Below are 20,241 nucleotides of genomic sequence, written 5' to 3'. Positions count from 1 at the left end.
CTTATCTTGGAGAATATTTCTCTCTTCTTGCTCAAAAGCCTCTTTTTTCCTCACAATACAAGAATGGCGGAAAACTTCCCTTTACAATTTTCCGCCATCCAACGCTGAAAACTCAAAATAAATAAGGAATTTTACCCCCTTACCGAAGTCTTTGCGGATGGCTCATATCCATTTTCTCCGGTAGGGAAATTTTCTCCGCCCCCTTTGGCAAAGGCACTAAATCCAAAACCCACGGGCCGCCGTGATGACGGTAAAATAAATGCTGTGAGACATGGGAGGCATCCGCCTGCGTTCCCTCAGGTACCCCAAAAAGCAAACCGTCGGGAAAAGAAATCCCGCTGGCAAGCGTGCTGAAAAGAAACCAGCCATTTTCATAAGGCTCCTCGGCATAATCAGCGATTTGATACCCCTCTTTCACACAATTAATTGTCACATTGCTTTGACGCTGAATTGAAAGAAGAGACGGCGTTTTAAAATGACGCCCTGTATATCCTTCCTCATAAATTTTACAGTCAGCGCCACTAGGCACTGTGTCGACTAAAATTTTCTGCTCCGCATGAAAGGACGCACAGCCTGTAAAAAAAGGAAACAGCCCTAAACAGCTTAAAATCTGCCAGAGAGGAAAGGCTTTTTTTAGCATTTTTGACATCATATTTCCCCTTTTACCTTCATGTAAAAATCCCACCTATCGAATTTCCTGAAGATGTCCAATATCCATAACATTCGGTAAAACCGGATCAGGCTCCCCTTTTTCCAGCGGCTTGAAATCTAAAATCCACGGTCCTCGGTGATGGCGATACATCAAATGCTCCCATTTCTCTGTTCTTTGTAAACGCAGCGCATCTGCGCCATTCACCTTTTCAAAATGGTAAGACGCCATTAATGGCGGTGTTGCTGGCAGGAAAGAGCCTTCTGTCCCAAACATTGTCGCCAAACTTGTAAAAGTCGCCACCGGTAAATAAGCACCAGCGCTAAAAGGAAATGTCCAGCTCAGATGAGATTCCGCAATGGCACCTACCGGCTGATAACCCTTTTTAACGCAATTTAAATTGACATAATCCTTGCGATCCACGCGTACCAAAGCCGGGGTTGGAAAAGGACGAGCATTGACCCCATCCTCATAAATTTTACAGCTTGCTCCGCTGGGATTTGTGTCAATCAGGATTTTCTGATCCGTATGAAAGGCAGAACATCCGCATAACGACAAAAAGCCTGACAGAGATAAAACAAATTTATAAGGCGAAAAATATTTCATCATAATGAATGGACAATCATCCTATTAAAAAGCACTTGAGGGCACAGGAAAAAATTTCTGTAAAATATCGGGGAGGGAACCACCTCCCCGAACACTCTTTTTAAAGAATGGCGAAAAAATACCCTTTATAAATTTCCGCCACCCAACTCTGAAAACAATAAAAACTAAAAATAATAAGAGGCTGTGATATGCCATGTCTGGGGGGCGCCAACCTCTGCAGAAAAGCCCCCTTTTGTTGCCCCTGTCTGGTTTTTATCAAACATACTCGCCCAATATTTCTGATTGGTGACATTATCAATATTCCCACGTAAAACGAGCATATGGTCTGCAATATGGGTGACATAACGCATCCCAAGATCCAGCGTCACATAATCGCTGACATAAGATTGCCCCTGCTTACAACTTCCACTTGCATTGCAATCACCACCAAGGTTACTTGCTCGCTGACCTTGGTAATGAATATTGGAGTTAAAAGAGACCCCATGCAGCCAGTTAGGATGCCAATCCAGCAAGAAATCCGACTGCCACGGCGCAACCCCAATAACACGAGCATTCTGATAGAAACCGCTGGGGTTCTTCCCACCACCATAGGCCAAAGCGCATGCCGCAGCATCCGTGCAGTGATAACGGGCATTGTCATAAGTCACACCGCCATACATTGACAACTCTCTGGTAAGCGCACCGGAAACTTGAAACTCCATCCCCATATCATTCTGATTTCCAAGAAATCCACTCTTATTTGCCGCTGCCGAATTTCCGATTACGTAAGGACGAGACATCCCAAATCCGCCCAGAGAAACGAGAAAACGATCTTTCCAAAGATATTTAATGGCTCCCTCATATTGCGTGGATCTTGCAGGCTGCGTCAGTGACTGATCTAGAGAATTTGTGCCACTTGCCAAGAAAGTTCCCGGTGCCGTGTCCTGTCCCCAGTTAAAATAAGCCGAAAAGCGCTTTGTCGGATGAAAGCTAAAGGTAACCGTTGGATCAAATGAACCGTTAGAAGTTCCTGCCTGCTTCACACGTCCTAGTAAATTTCCAGCCTTATCTCTTGTTCCCGGCTTGTTATAGTTTTCCGTATTGATCCATCCCCACGACATCTGCCCCATGATCGTAAAATAATCACCAATATCAAAAGAATCTCCGAACATCACGTTTTGTACCTGAGTTAACGCTGACTGAAATTGCCCTTTCCCCTTGGCATCTAAATTATTCCAGTACAGACCGGGCGCAACCTGTCCGCTACCAAAAGCATTTCCATTACTATCAATAACAGCAGAGTTTTTGCCCGAAGAGGGATCATATAAACCGCCTGTACCAACAGAAATATTGCCAGCTCCACCCATGCCGATACCTGCATCAATCGGATTAAAGTTCTTCAAAGAATAGCCTGTCGTCCCGACATTTAATTTATGACGGATATGAAAAATTGGATCCGTCATATTCCAATTTAGATGGGCGTAGTTACTCCATGTTCTAAAATCATCTGCGGCCGTTGAGGAAACCATATTTTGTTGATAACAGTTACTCGATCCACCACATTGAAACGTGCCATTTGCGTTATAAAGCGTATTTTGAGCCGTCAAAGAGTTTCGAGAAGCATCTTCATATAGACCCCCCAATTCCAAATGCAGTGTTTTTGTAAATTCATGCTTTAAAACCATTGTTCCAACAGAGGTTGAGGCACTCATCCCCGTATCATTGGTGCCGTAACTCGGCAAATTGACATTAGGCGCATCTGGCAAATAGCCCATTGCATCCGGCGTTCCTGGAGCAGGGTTTGGGTTGCCTGCTGCATTTTTACCCTTCGTATAAACAGCACCTGTATTATAGGCGAAAGTTCCCGGCAAACCGTAAACAGCAGAATTATATTGCGAACCATTCAACTCTAATTTTGTATGTTTTGTAACATTAAGGTCGATAGCACCAGAATAAAGATTACGCCATTCATTGGAGTTACTCGTATAAAGCTGACCGGTTTGATTCAAATAGTTAAACCGAACCTTAATCGGGCCTTTTCCAAGTGAAGTATCAAGCGATTCCAACGGTGCACCGTTGGAATCATAGCCAAAATTAAAATTAAAAAAGGGCTTATCCGTTGGGCGTTTCTGCGTCATCATCATCATGCCTGCTGGGGATTCTGGCCCAAACAGCGAAGCCGCTGCACCATTAAGCACTGTAACGGAATCAAATTGCTCTGTGGCATAAGGGGTGGTGATAATCGCATTTAGACCGTCAATACGGCTATTCTGCTCGACATCGGATTCATAGCCACGGTTAATGAGACGGAATACACCGTTCCCACGCCCTTCCAAATTGACCGAAGGCATATATTGCAATGACTGCCCGATGGTGCGGAGCTGCTGATCCTCAATGACATCGTGCGTTGTTGTCATCGTGGAAAAAGGTGCCTGAACAGCAGATTGCTTACCTAACGCCCCTAAATCAACTTCTTTTTGGAGATAATTTGCCTTGGAACCTGAAACGAGATCGGCCGGTGTTGTGCCGACACCCTTCACATGAATACGTTCAGTTGGCTGGGATTGCCCATTTGCGTTATAAGACCGGCCTTTTCGGTCTAAAACAGAGGTGCGTCCCTCTTCATTTTTACCCTCAGAATAAGTTTGAGCATTTGCCTTGCCCGCAACATCCAAAAAAGCAACCGCGAGTAGCGAAAACGCCACACCACATTGCAGTGCAACTGCACGCAGATGCCGCTCACGCCGTCTCAACGACAGGCGACGAATTTTTTTTCTCATAATAGGTTCGCACGCACCTCTCTGCTTCTTCGTTTATTTTGGGGTCTGATTTCGTAAGTCTGGATGACTAAATCTAAAGATAGTCTCATTAGAAGGAACATTATTGTTTCCGGTCAAGAAGCCAATTCTCTCTTTTTGCCCTCTGCCGTATATAAAGCAATGAGCTGTCACTTTTTTACGACACCCAACGCTATGGCGCAGAAATGGAAGGTATATATCTCAACGCTTCCCCTACAGTGCGGATTTGCTGGTCTTCAATCACATCATGATTCACCTGTGCAACATTTCCAGCCATTGCTTCAACCTGTTCTTCGCCCTTAGGGGTTAGCACCTTTTTGACCTGATAATTCGCCTGAACACTGCTAATCTCTTTTACAATTTGTGCATTGTCAGGGGAGGAATCGGTCTCTCCTTCCGCAACACAGCCGCCAACAAGACAAAAAATACAGAAGGCAGATTTTAGAAGATGCCGCATCAATAGGGGGCAACCCCGCCATTGATCACCGTAACCGATTCAAACATTTCTGAAGGTAAATCCAGTGATTGCGGCAAGGCATTTAAACCGTCAATCGAGAAATTTTGAGGCCCCCACGCCTCAAACCCTCTATTAGAAACATGGCCATCTGGAGAAGCCTGAATAGAGGGATCATATTGCAGCCCCTGTCCAATCGTGCGTAATTGCTGATTTTCAATCACATCATGATTGGTCGTCATTGTATTGCCTGCAATTGTCAAAGCAGAGGCCCGATCCTGCCCCCCAACACCCGGAACTGTCTTGTTGGCATAATCCGCCTCTACACCGCTGACTTTCCGAACGGTCTGCGCATTATAAACTTCCTCATTATGGATCAGCCTATTCTCATTTTCTGGCGTATCCCCGTCGAAACACGCTGAAAGAAAACACGAAAGCCCAGACAAAAATAAGAAAGACGCAAAAAGATTTTGCCTCATTTTAAAAAGGCTTAAAGATGCTCTCAGGATTGGGCGAATGAAGACGATTATAAAACTCAATCGCATAACGATCTGTCATGCCGGCAATAAAATCACAAATCACTCGCTTACGCCCAGCTTCTCCCTGTTCTTTTTCAAGCTTTTCCTGAATATCAGGCGGTAAAAGCGGCAGTCCCCGCTGGCTTTCAAGCGCTTTAAAAAGACCTGTCACAATCTGAACGCCTCGATATTCCGCCATTCTCAACGGTGGTGTGTTGATAATCGCCTCAAATCCTAAATGTTTAAAAATTTCAATCTGCCGCAAAGATTTTAAACGCACCCGTATCCGTGAAAGCGCCGGCACCTCTAAATTTGGTATAATTTCAACCGCATTAACAGCCTCACCGACAAGCTGTCCAAAAAATTGTGTCCTCTGATAGCCGTCAACTGCCACTTGCCGCCCCATTCTCGCCGCATCGGCCAACCCTTCACCAAAAAGATCCGGCGTATCAATGGAATTTCCAAAACCGGTATCGGCAAAAACATTACGGATGATGCGGCGAATATCCCCCCCTTAAGCGGCGACTCATTCTTTGCACTCTCATGACGGGATAAGGCTCTATTCACACGTCCGGCAACTTTTTGATAAAGCGCATCTGATTCTGAAAGCATCGTTAAAGGACTCATCAGGCCCAACTTAAAGAAATCCTCCACGTCATAAGTGGAATAGGCAATATCATCGGCAAGCTCGACAATCTGACATTCCAATGTCTTGAAACTATTTTTAGCGAGTTTCTTTTTGTAATCTTTGCCTATCACTTTGGCTTTGATTTTTGTAACGATTGCCTCTTCGGAAGCGTAATAGCCCTTTTTAAAAATTGTTTCGCCGGGCTTTGCCTCCGTGACGGGAATAATCTCGTCATATTTCAAAGCACCTGCCAAAATCCGTGGCGTTAAATTCATGCCATAGGCCTGACCGTCCCCAACCCTTTTTTTCTCCAATTTTGCCAAGATACGAAGAGTTTGCGCATTCCCTTCAAATCCACCGGCACCCTGCATCATTTCATTTAAAGCCGTTTCTCCATTATGGCCAAAAGGCGGATGACCAATATCATGCGCAAAAGCGCAAGCACGGATGACATCTAAATCAATCCGAAATTCTTTTGGCAGTTTTAATCCCTCTAATTGCTCATTCAAAGCGAGCGTAATCCCCTCTGCAATCTGCGCCACTTCAAGAGAATGGGTAAGGCGTGTCCGGACAAAATCGGACTCTCCTAAAGGGAACACCTGCGTTTTGCGCTCTAAACGGCGAAAAGTTGCAGAATGAAGAATACGCCCGACATCCCGGCTGAAAGCAGAACGTCCTTTTTGCATAAAGACCGTTTCCTCAGGCAAAAGACGATCCCAATCTCCCCGCTGATATAAAGAATGTTCTGCTATCGAAGACATAAAGATATTTTCCTATTTTTCTTGCCCCATACAGTGGGACAGAGGCATTTGCTGCGTCAAAACTCTATTTCGTCCAAAGCCTCTTGTCTATCATTATGGGGATAATCACTAAAAAAAGGCGAAATATGGCGCTTTTTTACAGAAAAATATCTTCGCAAATCTCGCACTCTGGATCAATATTATGCACCTTTGAAATACTTGATTGACACCCTCTAAAAGAGAAGGATAGAGTTCAATAGAATTCAAAAATGAGCAGTGAAAAATCTGATCATTTTGAAAACTATTTTATCACTTTTACGTAGACCTGATTCAGGTTTTTTCTTTAAAAGTAAACAGGGTTTTAAAACCCGATTTAAAGTAAGTGGAGTAACGCCATGTTCACCCCCACTGAGATTGCAACCCATCATTGGGCATTTATTGCATTCTGTGTCGCCGCCGTCTCCGTCACGGGCATTATGCTTTTGGGAGGCTGGCTCGTGGGCGGCCGCTCCTTTGACCATCGCAAATCCGTGCCTTTTGAATCTGGAATCGATTCCGTTGGCAGCGCACGCATACGCTTCTCTGCAAAATTTTACCTCGTTGCCATGTTTTTCGTCATTTTCGATGTTGAGGTACTCTATCTTTACGCATGGGCTGTTTCTATTCGTGAAACCGGGATTTCAGGTTTTGTTGAGGCGGTAACTTTCATCCTCCTGCTTTTTGTCGGCTTGATTTATCTCATCCGTATCGGGGCGTTAGATTGGACACCGGTGCGCTCGCAACGCAAACATAGCAATAAAAGTAAAATCAAGCTTTTGAGAGAATAAGATGGATTATACCCTTACCCGTGTTGGTCAAAGTGGCGAAAATGACCGCTATCCCCTGCAAACACAAGAAACCGTCAGCGATCCGATAGAGGCGGCCGTCAATAAAAATGTTTTCATGGGGAAACTCGACGACGTTCTTAACAAAATGGTGAACTGGAGCCGTAAAAACTCTCTCTGGCCTTACAATTTCGGACTTTCCTGCTGTTATGTTGAAATGACAACGGCCTTTACAGCTGCACATGACATTGCACGTTTTGGTTCCGAAGTTTTGCGTGCCTCGCCCCGTCAGGCGGATTTCATGGTTGTTGCCGGGACATGTTTTACAAAAATGGCTCCTGTTATCCAACGCTTATACGATCAAATGCTAGAGCCAAAATGGGTGATTTCGATGGGTGCCTGTGCCAATTCCGGTGGCATGTATGACATTTATTCTGTTGTGCAAGGGGTCGATAAATTTCTCCCTGTGGATGTCTATATTCCCGGTTGCCCCCCTCGTCCTGAAGCCTACATACAGGCATTAATGCTTTTGCAAAAATCTGTTGCACAAGAGCGCCGCCCCCTCTCTTGGGTCGTTGGGGATCAAGGAGTTTACCGTGCCAATATGCCATCTGAACGTGAACGCAAGCGGGAGGAACGTATGAAAGTTACAGACCTTAGAACCCCAGATAAAATTTAATTTTAGCCGTATGACTTTCTTCAGTGGCGCTTTCTTAAAAAATTTTAGAGAGCATCACCCAAAAGAATAAGCGGCAACACATAACAGTAACCACGAAATTTTTGTAATGGTGAATATTATATGACGGACTTAGCGGCAGATGACGCAACGGCTTGGGAAACCAAAGATCACTTGACAGCCCCAGTCATCAGCGAATTACGCAATCATATCGGAGCAAATTCCTTCAGCGTTCAGCCAACCCGTATGGGAATCCCTGTTATTTGGATTGAACGCACAAAACTGCTCTCTGTCATTGATTTTTTAAAGACAGCGCCTCAGCCCTACAGCATGCTCTATGATCTTCACGGCGTTGATGAACGGCTGCGCACCCACCGGAATGGTTTGCCAGAGGCGGATTTTACAGTTTTTTATCATCTTCTCTCCCTTGAGAGAAACAGCGATATTATGATTAAGGTTGCGCTCTCGGAAAATGACCTGAAACTCCCAACCATTACCCATATTTTTCCAAATGCAAACTGGTATGAGCGAGAAACATGGGAAATGTTTGGCATTGTTTTCCAAGGCCATCCAAACCTCACCCGTATTATGATGCCGCCAACATGGGAAGGGCACCCTTTAAGAAAAGATTACCCAGCCCGTGCAACAGAATTTGATCCTTTTGAGCTAACCAAAGCGAAACAAGCTCTTGAAATGGAAGCCCTAACCTTCAAGCCCGAAGACTGGGGAATGAAACGTCATCGTGAGAATGAGGATTTTATGTTCCTCAATCTTGGGCCAAATCACCCTTCTTCTCACGGTGCTTTCCGCATTGTCTTGCAATTAGACGGCGAGGAAATTGTCGATTGCGTCCCCGATATTGGCTATCATCATCGTGGTGCTGAAAAAATGGGCGAACGCCAATCTTGGCACAGCTATATTCCCTACACGGATCGTGTCGAATATCTTGGCGGTTGCGTCAATGAAATGCCTTATATTCTTGCCGTTGAAAAACTGGCAGGCATTGTGGTACCGGAACGTGTTCAGGTGATCCGTGTCATGCTCTCAGAGCTTTTCCGGATCAATAGTCATCTTTTATATATTTCGACCTTTATTCAAGATCTCGGCGGGATGTCACCTGTCTTCTTTGCCTTCACCGATCGTCAAAAAATCTATAATATCGTGGAAGCCATTACAGGATTTCGGATGCATCCGGCTTGGTTCCGCATCGGCGGTGTGGCACATGATTTGCCGCTGGGCTGGGAAAAACTACTTCGTGAATTTCTGGACTGGCTGCCAAAGCGCTTAAAAGAATATGAAAAAGCGGCCTTGCAAAATACCGTCCTCAAAGGGCGCTCTGTCGGTGTTGCCGCCTATAACGCACAGGAAGCCATTGAATGGGGTGTTACGGGTGCCGGTCTACGTGCGACAGGAATTGATTTTGATGTACGCAAGGCGCGCCCTTATTCTGGATATCAGCATTTTGATTTTGACGTTCCGCTTGGCGGCGGCATCAGTGACTCTTACACAAGAGTGATGCTCAAAATGGAAGAAATGCGTCAATCTCTGCGCATCCTTGAGCAATGTTTTAAAAACATGCCTTCAGGGCCGTTTAAAGCGGATCATCCTTTAACAACACCGCCCCCAAGAGAGCGTACTTTACGGGATATTGAAACACTCATTACGCATTTCTTACAGGTCTCCTGGGGGCCTGTCATGCCAGCCAATGAATCTTTCCAAATGATTGAAGCGACCAAAGGTATTAACAGCTATTACCTCACCAGTGATGGCGGCACGATGAGCTATCGTACCCGCATCCGTACGCCGAGCTATCCGCATTTACAGCAGATTCCATCGGTCATCCGAGGCAGTTTCATCTCCGATCTTGTCGTTTATTTAGGAAGTATCGACTTTGTTATGTCAGACGTGGATCGCTAATCATGCAAAATAATCAACAGCCAACATTTGACGTTTTTACATTTAGCCCGACTGAGCGTGAGGCGATTACGCATGAAAAACAACATTATGAACATGCCCGCGCCGCCTCGATCGAAGCCCTAAAAATTGTTCAAAAAGAACGTGGCTGGGTGCCGGATGCTGCCATTTATGCCATTGCAGAAATCTTAGAAATCCCTGCAACAGATGTTGAGGGGGTCGCCACCTTCTATAATCAAATTTTTCGGCAACCTGTTGGGCGGCATATCGTCCGCTATTGTGACTCTGTCGTCTGCCATATCACAGGCTATCAAGGCATTCAGTCTGCCATTGAGGACTACCTAAAAATAAAGCCCGGAGAAACCACCCCTGATGGACGCTTTACCCTCCTCAATACCTGCTGTTTAGGCGATTGCCACAAAGGTCCAAGCATTATGATTGATGAGGATCTCCATAGTCACCTTACACCAGAGGCCATCCCTGATCTTCTGGAGCAATACAGATGAAAAATATCCAACTCACACCGGAGAAACATCCTTTAACATGGCGTTTACGGCCAGATGAACAGCCTATTTTTCTAAAGGAATATCAAAGGAAAAACGGTTATGAAGCGGCCCGAAAAGCGCTGACAAGCAAAGCCCCAGAGGACATCGTCAGCATTGTCAAAGATGCCGGCCTAAAAGGACGTGGCGGTGCAGGCTTCTCCACAGGCACAAAATGGAGCCTCATGCCCCAAGATGAGTCTCTCAATCAGCGCTACCTTTTATGCAATGCCGATGAAATGGAGCCGGGTACGTATAAAGACCGCATGCTCCTTGAACAATTACCGCATTTATTAATTGAGGGGATGCTTATTGGTGCCTTTGCCCTCAAAGCCTATCGAGGCTATATCTTTCTCCGGGGTGAATATGTCACCGCCGAGAAAAATCTTCGCCACGCCCTCGCCGAAGCCAAAGAAAAAGGCCTGATTGGGAAAAATATTTTCGGAACAGGATTTGATTTCGAATTATTTGTACATACAGGCGCTGGCCGCTATATTTGTGGTGAAGAAACCGCTCTTATGAACTCATTGGAGGGGCGCAGAGCCAACCCACGTGCAAAGCCGCCTTTTCCTGCAAAATTCGGTATCTGGGGCAAACCAACCTGCGTCAATAATGTCGAAACCTTATGCAATGTTCCTGCCATTTTAGAACATGGGGTTGAATGGTACCAAAGTCTTTCCAACAGCAGTGATACCGGTACGAAATTAATGGGATTTTCCGGCCGTGTTAAAAATCCCGGCCTTTGGGAGCTTCCTTTTGGCACAACCGCCCGTGAAATCTTAGAAGATTATGCCGGCGGAATGCAAGATGGCCTAACCCTTAAAGCCTGGCAGCCGGGCGGTGCCTCTACCGATTTTCTAACCGATGCACATCTTGACCTGCCAATGGAATATGCCACGATCGGCAAGGCCGGAAGCCGTTTAGGAACGGCGCTTGCGATGGCCGTTGATAACGAAATCAATATGGTTTCCCTCGTGCGTAATTTAGAAGAATTCTTTGCCCGTGAATCTTGCGGCTGGTGCACGCCATGCCGTGAGGGACTACCGTGGAGCGTTCAAATCCTGCGTGCCCTTGAAGAAGGCGAAGGCCGCCCTGGAGATATTGAAACGCTTGAGCATCTTTGCCGTTTTTTAGGCCCAGGGAAAACCTTCTGCTCGCTTGCTCCCGGTGCCGTTGAACCCTTGCAAAGCGCCATAAAATATTTCCGTAGTGAGTTTGAAGCAGGCATCAAGCGCCAGCCCGGTGAAACTTCCTGGACTGTCCGTGGCATTCAGCCAAATATATGCAGCACGTACGGGTAAAGCTCTGATTTTAATTTGAAAGAATGCGAAAATGGCTACAATTTACGTTGATGGCAAAGAATATGAGGTTAACGGTGCAGATAATCTGTTGCAGGCATGTCTCTCACTCGGCCTTAATATCCCCTATTTTTGCTGGCATCCAGCCCTCGGAAGTGTCGGCTCCTGCCGCCAGTGCGCCGTAAAACAATATCAAAATGCAGATGATAAACGTGGTCGCCTTGTCATGTCCTGCATGGCACCGGCCACAGATGGCACTATGATCTCCATCGAAGATGATGAGGCGAAAGAATTCCGTCAAAGTGTCGTTGAGTGGCTGATGACCAACCATCCGCATGATTGCCCTGTCTGTGCGGAGGGTGGAAATTGCCATCTTCAAGATATGACTGTCATGACAGGCCATAATAAACGCCGTTTTCGCTTTTTAAAACGGACGCATCAAAATCAGAATCTTGGTCCTTTTGTCGCCCATGAAATGAATCGCTGCATCGCCTGCTACCGTTGCGTTCGCTACTATAAAGACTATGCAGATGGCACTGATCTTGGCGTTTTTGGGGCACATAACAATGTCTATTTCGGCCGGATTGAAGATGGCACGCTGGAAAGTGAGTTCTCTGGAAATCTTACGGAAGTCTGCCCAACCGGTGTCTTTACCGACAAAACCCATACAGAACGCTATAACCGCAAATGGGACATGCAGTTTGCGCCAAGCATTTGCCAGCAATGTTCTGTCGGGTGCAATATCAGCCCAGGGGAACGCTATGGCGAATTACGCCGCATTGAAAACCGTTATAACGGCACTGTAAATCATTATTTTCTCTGTGACCGCGGACGTTTTGGCTATGGCTATGTCAATCTGGAAAATCGTCCCAAACATCCTATGCGCCGACACGCAGAAGAGAATAAAAAACTCGATGCACAAGAGGCTATTGCAGAGGCTGCAGCATTTTTACGCCAAGCAAAAAAAACCATTGCCATCGGATCACCACGTGCCAGTATCGAAAGCAACACCACCCTCCGCAACTTAGTAGGTGCTGATAATTTCTATACAGGCCTAGCGACAGACGAACTTGAAAGACTAAATTTAGCTTTAAAAATTCTACAGGAAAGCGGTATTTATACCCCCTCCCTGCGAGAAATTGAATCTTATGATACTGTCCTCATCTTAGGCGAAGATATTACACAGACGGGGGCACGCATTGCCTTGGCTGTTCGTCAGGCCTTGAAACAAAAAGCAAAAGAAATGTCCTGCGGTGGGCAATGCCCAACACCGGCGGAAATGGCTAAAATGACAGAGCGTGAAAGAGCCGCTGCCAGCCCGCTTGAAAATTGGCAAGTCGCTGCGCTTCAAAATATTGCACAAGGCTCAAGATTCCCGCTTTTTATCACAAGTACAGATAAAACCCGTCTCGATGATGCCGCCGCCGCAACTTACCATGCCCCTGCCGAAGATCAGGCACGTCTGGCCTTTGCCATTGCCCATAAAATCGATCCTCAAGCCCCTGCGGTTGAGGATCTCCCACCAGATTGTCAGCGCAAAGTGGATGATATTGTCAATGCGTTACGAGAAGCGAGAAAACCTTTAATTATCTCTGGTACACAGGCAGGCGGTACCGCCATCCTTCAATCTGCGGCAAACATTGCCAAAGCGCTCAAAGAACAAGGGAGTGAAGTTGGCTTAACGCTCGTAGCCGATGAGGTTAATTCTATTGGCCTTGCCATGATTGGCGGCGGCTCCTTGGATCAAGCGCTGAGCGCATTGAAAAATGGATCAGCCGATAATGTCATTATTCTTGAAAATGATCTCTACCGCCATGCAAGTGTTAAAGATGTTGATGCCGCTTTAGAAAAGGCCGCTTCGGTCATTGTTCTTGACCATCTGCAAACAAAAATCATGGAGAAAGCCGATCTGGTTCTTTCCGCGGCAAGTTTTGCCGAAGGCGATGGCACAGTTGTCAACCATGAAGGACGTGCCCAGCGTTTCTTCCAAGTTTATGATCCAGCCTTTTATGATAAGAGCGTCACCATTCTCGAATCTTGGCGCTGGCTTTCTGCCATGAAAGCGGGACAAGCTGATTGGGGGCAATTTGATCAGATCATTGATGAGGTCTGTAAAACGCTGCCTGCCCTTGAAAAAATCAAAGACGCCGCACCGGATGCCTCCTTTCGTGTCAGAGGGCAAAAACTCGCCCGTGAGCCGCATCGTTACAGCGGGCGCACCGCAATGCGTGCCAATATCAGCGTACATGAACCCCGCCAGCCGCAAGATAAAGACAGCATGTTTGCCTTTTCCATGGAGGGAAACAACCAGCCGTCCGCACCGCGCTCAGAAATTCCTTTTGCATGGGCACCAGGCTGGAATTCGCCGCAGGCATGGAACAAATTCCAAGCAGAAATCGGTGGGCATTTACGTCATGGCGATCCCGGAATCCGCCTCTTTGAAAAAGGTGAAGATAGCTTAAATTACTTCACCGCTATTCCTAAAGCTTTCAAGGCAAAATCCGAAGAGTGGCAGATTGTTCCATTCTATCATTTATTTGGAAGTGAAGAGACTTCTCAGCGGTCCCCCGTTTTTCAAAAACGTATGCCAAGCCCTTATCTCAAACTCAATCCAGCGGATGCAGCGAAACTCGGTATCACAGCCGGTATGCTCCTCATATTAGAGATAAACGAGCAAATCATTCAGCTACCTGTCGTCCTTTCTGAGAACTTGACAACAGGACAAATTGGGTTGCCAATGGGATTCCCAGATATCGCACCAATATTAGCCCATCAATATATTGATACTCTAAGGGTGGTCGAAGTATGAATTGGTTAACTCCTGAAATGGTTAGCATTCTCTTAGGCGTTCTTAAAGCGATCGTCATTTTACTCGCTGTTGTTATCATTGCAGCCTTTATGAGTTTTGCAGAACGACGCCTTCTTGGCCTTTTCCAAAATCGTTACGGACCTAATCGTGTTGGCTGGGGCGGATCGCTTCAGCTGATTGCTGACATGATAAAAATGTTCTTTAAAGAAGACTGGGTTCCACGATTTACAGACCCACTCATTTTTACATTGGCACCGGCGATTGCTTTTACCGCCCTGCTCCTGCCTTTTGCCATCATTCCCATCACACCAAACTGGCTGATTGCTAACCTCAATATTGGCATTCTTTTCTTTTTTATGATGGCAGGACTTGCTGTTTATGCGGTTTTATTTGCCGGCTATTCCAGCAATAACAAATATTCTCTGCTTGGGGCGATGCGTGCCTCTGTGCAGACACTGAGCTACGAAGTCTTCTTTGGCATGTCCCTGATGGGCGTCGTGGCGCAAGCAGGTTCTTTTAACCTGAGCGATATTGTCCATAGCCAAGCCCATCTATGGAATATTATCCCGCAATTTTTTGGATTTTTAACCTTTGCCATTGCCGCCATTGCCGTCTGCCACCGTCATCCCTTTGACCAGCCGGAAACAGAGCAAGAACTTGCTGATGGGTATCATATCGAATATTCCGGCATGAAATTTGGCATGTTCTTTGTCGGAGAATATGTCGGCATTGTGACCGTCTCGGCCTTAATCGTCACCCTGTTTTTTGGGGGATGGCAAGGCCCTTTCTTACCGCCTTTCCTATGGTTTGCGCTCAAGACCTCCTTTTTTATGATGATGTTTATCTTGGTTCGTGCAGCACTACAGCGCCCACGCTATGATCAGGTGATGTCTTTTGGCTGGAAAGTCTGCCTGCCGCTAACTTTGTTAAACTTCTTAGTCACAGCGACCATTATTTTCTGGAAAGCACAATAAAATGGTGCAAATACGATGACATTAAAAGAATTATTAGTCGGTTTCGGCACACAAATTCGTAGTCTTTGGATTATTGGTATGCATGCTTTCGCCAAGCGTGAAACCCAAATGTATCCCGAAACCCCTGTCCCCGTTCCACCACGTTACCGTGGACGTATCGTGCTCACCCGTGATCCTGATGGCGATGAGCGCTGCGTTGCTTGCAATCTGTGTGCTGTTGCCTGTCCTGTCGGCTGTATCTCTTTGCAAAAAGCGGAAACAGAAGACGGCCGCTGGTATCCAGAATTTTTCCGCATCAATTTTTCCCGCTGTATTTTTTGTGGTCTGTGTGAAGAAGCCTGCCCCACAACAGCCATTCAGCTAACCCCTGATTTTGAATTGGGAGAATATAAGCGGCAGGATCTTGTCTATGAAAAAGAGGACCTCCTGATTTCAGGTCCCGGCAAATATCCTGATTATAATTTTTATAAAATGAGCGGTATTGCCATTAAGGGCAAAAATAAGGGCTTTGCTGAAAACGAAGCAAAACCTATCAACGTCAAAACCCTGCTCCCCTAAGGAGGACAACATGGCATTCTCTTTTTATCTTTGCGCACTTATTGCCATCATTGCCACGTTTAGAGTGATTACCCATACAAATCCTGTGCGTGCCCTTTTATATTTCATTGTTTCTCTCTTAGCCGTTTCTGGGGTTTTCTTCTCTCTTGGGGCCTATTTTGCAGGGGCGCTCGAAGTCATCATCTATGCGGGTGCCATCATGGTACTTTTTGTCTTCGTGATTATGATGCTTAATCTTGGACAAGCTGAAATTGAACAGGAACGTGAATGGCTTAAACCGCAAACTTGGATTGGCCCTGCGTTTCTTTCCGCAGTACTTCTCGCCATGATGCTCTATGCGATTTTTGACCTCAGCCCCCAAATGATCTCAGGCAAAATCATCGGGATCAAAGAGGTGGGTATTTCCCTTTTTGGGCCATATGTCATGGTTGTTGAACTCGCTTCAATGCTTCTGCTCGCTGGGATGATTGTCGCTTTCCATATTGGGCGCAACCATACCGAAGAGGAACTTTCTTTTGATCATCATAAGAACGCCCTTATTAAAACGGAGGAACAAATATGATTCCGCTCTCTCATGGCCTAACCTTTGCAGCGATCTTATTTGCCCTCGGCCTTGCAGGGCTCGTTATTCGCCGTAATCTTCTTTTTATGCTGATTAGTTTAGAGATTATGATTAATGCCGCAGCCTTAGCGCTCGTTGTCGCCGGCTCCGTCTGGGAGCAGACCGATGGGCAAGTCATGTATATTCTTGCCATTACTCTTGCTGCCGCCGAGGCCAGCATCGGTCTCGCCTTACTTTTCCAGCTTCAACGCCGCCGCCAGAATTTGGATACGGATTCAGCAAGTGAGTTACACGGATGAATATTCTTACCTTAACCTTTCTTATTCCGCTCATTGGCTTTCTCCTATTAGCGTTTTTTGGTCGCCGCTGGTCAGAAAATCTTTCTGCCCTCATTGGGGCAGGCAGTATCGGTCTGTCCGCCCTGGCAACGGCTTATATTGATTTTGACTTTTTTTCCGATGGGCAGACAGCTTTCAAAGTACCGCTTTGGACTTGGATGTCTGTCGATCATTTCGACATTGCCTTCCGCTTTGCTGTAGATGGCCTCTCCTTAACAATGCTTTCCATTGTCACAGGGGTTGGTTTTCTCATTCATGTCTATGCCACTTACTATATGCGAGGCGAAGAGGGCTATTCCCGCTTTTTCGCCTATACGAACCTCTTTATCGCCAGCATGATTATTCTGGTTCTCGGCGACAATTTGCTCCTGATGTATCTTGGCTGGGAAGGGGTCGGCCTCTGCTCTTATCTCCTAATCGGCTTTTACTATACCGATCTTCAGAATGATAATGCCGCAGAAAAAGCCTTTATCGTCACCCGTATCGGGGATGTCTTGCTCGCTTTTGGAATGTTCATTCTCTACAGAGACCTCGGTACGCTCGATTTTCAGGAAATGGCACTCTTAGTGCCCCAGCATTTTGCTATCGGAGATACAGCACTCACATGGGCGACCTTGATGCTCCTTGGCGGTGCTGTCGGTAAATCCGCACAAATTCCACTCCAAGTTTGGCTTGCCGATGCGATGGCAGGGCCGACACCTGTCTCTGCCTTGATCCATGCCGCAACAATGGTGACAGCCGGTGTTTATCTCATTGCACGTACACATGCCCTCTTCTTAATGACGCCGGAAATTTTAGAATTGGTTGGCATTATCGGTGCTGTGACATTGGTTCTCGCCGGCTTTGCCGCACTGGTGCAGACTGACATCAAACGTGTGCTTGCTTACTCTACGATGAGTCAGATTGGCTATATGTTCTTAGCCCTCGGAGCGCAAGCTTGGGATGCCGCAATTTTCCATCTGATGACACATGCTTTTTTCAAAGCATTACTCTTCCTTTCTGCCGGCTCTGTCATTTTAGCTTGCCATCACGAGCAGAATATCTTCAAAATGGGCGGTTTACGTAAATCACTTCCCTTTATCTATGCCTGCTTCTTAATCGGTGGCGGTGCCTTATCTGCCGTTCCTCTGCTGACTGCAGGCTTCTTTAGTAAAGATGAAATCCTAGCAGGTGCTTTCGTCAATGGCCACGTCAATTTAATGCTGGCAGGTTTAGCTGGGGCCTTTATGACCTCATTATATACTTTCCGCATGATCTTCATTGCTTTCCACGGGAAAGAACAGATCCACGCCCATGCCGGAAAAGCCATCACAGAATATTTTCCGCTTTCTGTACTGATGATCCTCTCAACCTTTGTCGGGGCATTGATCGTTCTCCCCCTCAAAGATGTGCTTCCAGAAACAGCAATATTAGATCATAATCATACGCTCTTTCTCCAAGGGGCCTCTGCCGTTATTGCCCTTTCCGGTATTGGCATTGCTGCTTGCCTATGGCTGGGAGAGCGTCGTTTCGTCACAGCAATTTCTCAAAGCAAAATCGGTACCTTACTAACAAAATGGTGGCTCGGCGGATGGGGATTTGATGAACTTTATCATTTCCTTTTCGTCAAACCTTACCTCTTTATTGCCACATGGCTCCAAAAAGATCCGCTAAGTCTTCTCATGGATACAGTGGCTTTCTTCTCACGCCTGAGTGGAAGAGGCTTACTTATCAGTGAAAATGGCTGCCTGCGTTGGTATGCCGCCTCTATGGGCATTGGGTCTATCATTATCTTGGCATTATTGATGGTATTGCGTTGATTCTATGCTGAAAATTAAAAGATAAGGGACGTACGTTTTTATGTTATTACCTTGGTTAATCTTAATTCCGTTTCTTGCCGGGTTTCTCTCTTGGCAAACGGAACGCTTAGGCCACAAAATCCCCCTTTGGATCGCATTGGCTGGCATGGTCTCAACCCTTGGATTGTCACTTTATTTATGGGGTATCGGAAACTATTCCCTTGCAATTCCCACAGGGATTCCGCAGTGGCAATCCGAATTCATCCTCCCTTGGATTCCGCGTTTTGGCATTTCGATCCATTTCGCCCTTGATGGTCTTTCCCTCTTACTGATTGTCTTAACGGCATTCCTTGGGACAATGGCACTTCTCTGCTCGTGGAACGAAATTAAGAAACATCCGGGGTTTTTCTGCTTTAACCTCATGTGGATCCTCGCCAGTGTTATCGGTGTCTTTTTAGCCATTGATATGTTTCTCTTCTTTTTCTTCTGGGAAATGATGCTGGTGCCAATGTATTTTCTTATTGCGCTTTGGGGGCACAGCGCCTCCACAGGCAAAACAAGAATTTCGGCAGCAACAAAATTCTTCATCTATACACAAGCCAGCGGACTCGTCATGCTGGTTGCCATTCTCGGACTGGTCTTTATCCATCACAGCGGCAGCGGTGTTTGGACCTTTAATTATGAAGACCTGCTCAACACGAAAATGTCCCATAATGTTGAATATCTTTTGATGCTCGGCTTTTTCCTCGCTTTTGCCGTCAAAATGCCTGTCGTACCTCTGCATGGCTGGTTGCCAGATGCACATGCACAGGCCCCAACAGCCGGATCCGTGGATCTTGCCGGTGTTTTGATTAAAACAGCGGCTTACGGCATGCTGCGCTTTTCCTTGCCACTCTTCCCCCATGCCTCTGCTGAGTTTGCCGTCATTGCCATGTGGCTAGGGCTTCTCGGCATCTTCTACGGTGCATGGATGGCCTTTACGCAATCTGACATTAAACGGTTGGTCGCCTATACCTCTATCTCACATATGGGCTTTGTGCTCATTGCCATCTACACAGGCAGTGAACTCGCTTATCAAGGTGCCGTCATTCAAATGCTGGCCCACGGCCTCTCAGCGGCTGGGATGTTTATCCTTTGCGGTCAGCTCTATGAACGCCTCCATACGAGGGATATGCGGCTAATGGGAGGTCTTTGGGGGAAAATCCGCTATCTTCCTGCACTTTCCATGTTCTTCGCTGTCGCAACCTTGGGCATGCCGGGAACAGGTAATTTTGTCGGCGAGTTTATGATCCTCTTTGGAGCCTTTCCTGTAGCACCTCTCGTGACAATCATTGCCACTTTTGCGCTTGTCTTTGCTTCAATTTATTCCCTTGCGCTCATCCGCAGGGCCTATTATGGGCCGCCCAAAAGCGACATTGTAGCACAGATATTACCCGGCATGTCTGCCCGTGAACTTTCCATTATCTTAACCTTAGCCATTCTATTGGTCGCCTTAGGCCTCTGGCCGCAACCCGTTCTGGATACGTCTCATTATGCGGTGAGCAATATTCAGCAATGGTTTACCCATTCTCTTTCCACTGCAAGATTGTAAACTGT

19 protein-coding genes are annotated in these 20,241 nt (G+C 46.4%); 12 read left to right on the top strand and 7 right to left on the bottom strand.

Annotated features, from left to right (window positions below):
- Positions 1–139: 139 nt before the first annotated feature.
- From FAI41_05300 to dgt, 7 genes are all read right to left on the bottom strand, one after another.
- Positions 140–652: a hypothetical protein gene (locus tag FAI41_05300; GenBank protein ID QCE33057.1), complete on the bottom strand. Its 513-nt coding sequence runs from the start codon at positions 650–652 to the stop codon at positions 140–142.
- A gap of 33 nt (positions 653–685) precedes the next feature.
- Positions 686–1,258 carry a hypothetical protein gene (locus FAI41_05295; GenBank protein QCE33056.1) on the bottom strand — a complete coding sequence of 191 codons (573 nt, stop codon included), beginning with the start codon at positions 1,256–1,258 and terminating at the stop codon, positions 686–688.
- Between the two features lie 161 nt (positions 1,259–1,419).
- On the bottom strand, positions 1,420–4,014 hold the full coding sequence (locus tag FAI41_05290) for a hypothetical protein (GenBank protein ID QCE33055.1): 2,595 nt from the start codon (positions 4,012–4,014) through the stop codon (positions 1,420–1,422).
- Between the two features lie 190 nt (positions 4,015–4,204).
- Complete coding sequence (locus FAI41_05285; GenBank protein QCE33054.1) at positions 4,205–4,489, bottom strand: Plug domain-containing protein; 285 nt, start codon at positions 4,487–4,489, stop codon at positions 4,205–4,207.
- On the bottom strand, positions 4,489–5,031 hold the full coding sequence (locus tag FAI41_05280) for a hypothetical protein (GenBank protein ID QCE33053.1): 543 nt from the start codon (positions 5,029–5,031) through the stop codon (positions 4,489–4,491). Before FAI41_05280 ends, FAI41_05285 begins: the two co-directional genes overlap by 1 nt.
- The gene (locus FAI41_05275) at positions 4,967–5,410 is read right to left on the bottom strand and encodes a hypothetical protein (GenBank protein ID QCE33052.1); all 444 of its coding nucleotides are present in this window, start codon (positions 5,408–5,410) and stop codon (positions 4,967–4,969) included. The genes FAI41_05280 and FAI41_05275 overlap by 65 nt, the downstream gene beginning before the upstream one ends.
- Positions 5,311–6,393 (bottom strand): dNTP triphosphohydrolase, encoded by a 1,083-nt coding sequence (gene dgt, locus FAI41_05270; protein QCE33051.1) that lies wholly within the window; start codon positions 6,391–6,393, stop codon positions 5,311–5,313. Before dgt ends, FAI41_05275 begins: the two co-directional genes overlap by 100 nt.
- 374 nt (positions 6,394–6,767) lie before the next feature.
- On the opposite strand from dgt, the gene FAI41_05265 reads away from it, so the two are divergent.
- The 12 genes from FAI41_05265 (at position 6,768) to nuoM (ending at position 20,236) form a co-directional block, all read left to right on the top strand.
- Positions 6,768–7,199 (top strand): NADH-quinone oxidoreductase subunit A, encoded by a 432-nt coding sequence (locus FAI41_05265; GenBank protein QCE33050.1) that lies wholly within the window; start codon positions 6,768–6,770, stop codon positions 7,197–7,199.
- Between the two features lies 1 nt (position 7,200).
- Positions 7,201–7,875 carry an NADH-quinone oxidoreductase subunit B gene (locus FAI41_05260; protein ID QCE33049.1) on the top strand — a complete coding sequence of 225 codons (675 nt, stop codon included), beginning with the start codon at positions 7,201–7,203 and terminating at the stop codon, positions 7,873–7,875.
- 120 nt (positions 7,876–7,995) lie between these two features.
- Positions 7,996–9,789, top strand: a complete 1,794-nt coding sequence (gene nuoC, locus FAI41_05255) for an NADH-quinone oxidoreductase subunit C/D (protein ID QCE33048.1) — start codon at positions 7,996–7,998, stop codon at positions 9,787–9,789.
- Positions 9,790–9,791: 2 nt separating this feature from the next.
- A complete protein-coding gene (gene nuoE, locus FAI41_05250) occupies positions 9,792–10,292 on the top strand; it encodes an NADH-quinone oxidoreductase subunit NuoE (GenBank protein ID QCE33047.1) in 501 nt (166 codons plus the stop codon).
- Positions 10,289–11,629, top strand: coding sequence for an NADH-quinone oxidoreductase subunit NuoF (nuoF, locus tag FAI41_05245; protein QCE33046.1), 1,341 nt, complete (start codon positions 10,289–10,291; stop codon positions 11,627–11,629). The genes nuoE and nuoF overlap by 4 nt, the downstream gene beginning before the upstream one ends.
- 31 nt (positions 11,630–11,660) lie before the next feature.
- Complete coding sequence (nuoG, locus tag FAI41_05240; protein ID QCE33045.1) at positions 11,661–14,435, top strand: NADH-quinone oxidoreductase subunit NuoG; 2,775 nt, start codon at positions 11,661–11,663, stop codon at positions 14,433–14,435.
- Positions 14,432–15,409, top strand: coding sequence for an NADH-quinone oxidoreductase subunit NuoH (gene nuoH, locus FAI41_05235; protein QCE33044.1), 978 nt, complete (start codon positions 14,432–14,434; stop codon positions 15,407–15,409). The genes nuoG and nuoH overlap by 4 nt, the downstream gene beginning before the upstream one ends.
- A gap of 15 nt (positions 15,410–15,424) precedes the next feature.
- Positions 15,425–15,967 carry an NADH-quinone oxidoreductase subunit NuoI gene (gene nuoI / locus FAI41_05230; GenBank protein QCE33043.1) on the top strand — a complete coding sequence of 181 codons (543 nt, stop codon included), beginning with the start codon at positions 15,425–15,427 and terminating at the stop codon, positions 15,965–15,967.
- Positions 15,968–15,977: 10 nt separating this feature from the next.
- A complete protein-coding gene (gene nuoJ / locus FAI41_05225; GenBank protein ID QCE33042.1) occupies positions 15,978–16,529 on the top strand; it encodes an NADH-quinone oxidoreductase subunit J in 552 nt (183 codons plus the stop codon).
- On the top strand, positions 16,526–16,828 hold the full coding sequence (gene nuoK / locus FAI41_05220; protein ID QCE33041.1) for an NADH-quinone oxidoreductase subunit NuoK: 303 nt from the start codon (positions 16,526–16,528) through the stop codon (positions 16,826–16,828). The genes nuoJ and nuoK overlap by 4 nt, the downstream gene beginning before the upstream one ends.
- Complete coding sequence (nuoL, locus tag FAI41_05215) at positions 16,825–18,666, top strand: NADH-quinone oxidoreductase subunit L (protein ID QCE33040.1); 1,842 nt, start codon at positions 16,825–16,827, stop codon at positions 18,664–18,666. Before nuoK ends, nuoL begins: the two co-directional genes overlap by 4 nt.
- Before the next feature lie 40 nt (positions 18,667–18,706).
- On the top strand, positions 18,707–20,236 hold the full coding sequence (nuoM, locus tag FAI41_05210; GenBank protein QCE33039.1) for an NADH-quinone oxidoreductase subunit M: 1,530 nt from the start codon (positions 18,707–18,709) through the stop codon (positions 20,234–20,236).
- Positions 20,237–20,241: the final 5 nt, after the last annotated feature.

This window comes from Acetobacteraceae bacterium (assembly GCA_004843165.1).
Classification (GTDB): Bacteria; Pseudomonadota; Alphaproteobacteria; order Acetobacterales; family Acetobacteraceae.
This window is presented reverse-complemented; position numbering and strand designations above follow the sequence as displayed.

Excerpts from the sequence above, each read along its gene's own strand:
- FAI41_05300 (QCE33057.1), bottom strand. The coding sequence starts at position 652 with ATGATGTCAAAAATGCTAAAAAAAGCCTTTCCTCTCTGGCAGATTTTA.
- FAI41_05295 (QCE33056.1), bottom strand. The coding sequence starts at position 1,258 with ATGATGAAATATTTTTCGCCTTATAAATTTGTTTTATCTCTGTCAGGC.
- FAI41_05290 (QCE33055.1), bottom strand. The coding sequence starts at position 4,014 with ATGAGAAAAAAAATTCGTCGCCTGTCGTTGAGACGGCGTGAGCGGCAT.
- FAI41_05285 (QCE33054.1), bottom strand. The coding sequence starts at position 4,489 with ATGCGGCATCTTCTAAAATCTGCCTTCTGTATTTTTTGTCTTGTTGGC.
- FAI41_05280 (QCE33053.1), bottom strand. The coding sequence starts at position 5,031 with ATGCGATTGAGTTTTATAATCGTCTTCATTCGCCCAATCCTGAGAGCA.
- FAI41_05275 (QCE33052.1), bottom strand. The coding sequence starts at position 5,410 with ATGGGGCGGCAAGTGGCAGTTGACGGCTATCAGAGGACACAATTTTTT.
- dgt (QCE33051.1), bottom strand. The coding sequence starts at position 6,393 with ATGTCTTCGATAGCAGAACATTCTTTATATCAGCGGGGAGATTGGGAT.
- FAI41_05265 (QCE33050.1), top strand. The coding sequence starts at position 6,768 with ATGTTCACCCCCACTGAGATTGCAACCCATCATTGGGCATTTATTGCA.
- FAI41_05260 (QCE33049.1), top strand. The coding sequence starts at position 7,201 with ATGGATTATACCCTTACCCGTGTTGGTCAAAGTGGCGAAAATGACCGC.
- nuoC (QCE33048.1), top strand. The coding sequence starts at position 7,996 with ATGACGGACTTAGCGGCAGATGACGCAACGGCTTGGGAAACCAAAGAT.
- nuoE (QCE33047.1), top strand. The coding sequence starts at position 9,792 with ATGCAAAATAATCAACAGCCAACATTTGACGTTTTTACATTTAGCCCG.
- nuoF (QCE33046.1), top strand. The coding sequence starts at position 10,289 with ATGAAAAATATCCAACTCACACCGGAGAAACATCCTTTAACATGGCGT.
- nuoG (QCE33045.1), top strand. The coding sequence starts at position 11,661 with ATGGCTACAATTTACGTTGATGGCAAAGAATATGAGGTTAACGGTGCA.
- nuoH (QCE33044.1), top strand. The coding sequence starts at position 14,432 with ATGAATTGGTTAACTCCTGAAATGGTTAGCATTCTCTTAGGCGTTCTT.
- nuoI (QCE33043.1), top strand. The coding sequence starts at position 15,425 with ATGACATTAAAAGAATTATTAGTCGGTTTCGGCACACAAATTCGTAGT.
- nuoJ (QCE33042.1), top strand. The coding sequence starts at position 15,978 with ATGGCATTCTCTTTTTATCTTTGCGCACTTATTGCCATCATTGCCACG.
- nuoK (QCE33041.1), top strand. The coding sequence starts at position 16,526 with ATGATTCCGCTCTCTCATGGCCTAACCTTTGCAGCGATCTTATTTGCC.
- nuoL (QCE33040.1), top strand. The coding sequence starts at position 16,825 with ATGAATATTCTTACCTTAACCTTTCTTATTCCGCTCATTGGCTTTCTC.
- nuoM (QCE33039.1), top strand. The coding sequence starts at position 18,707 with ATGTTATTACCTTGGTTAATCTTAATTCCGTTTCTTGCCGGGTTTCTC.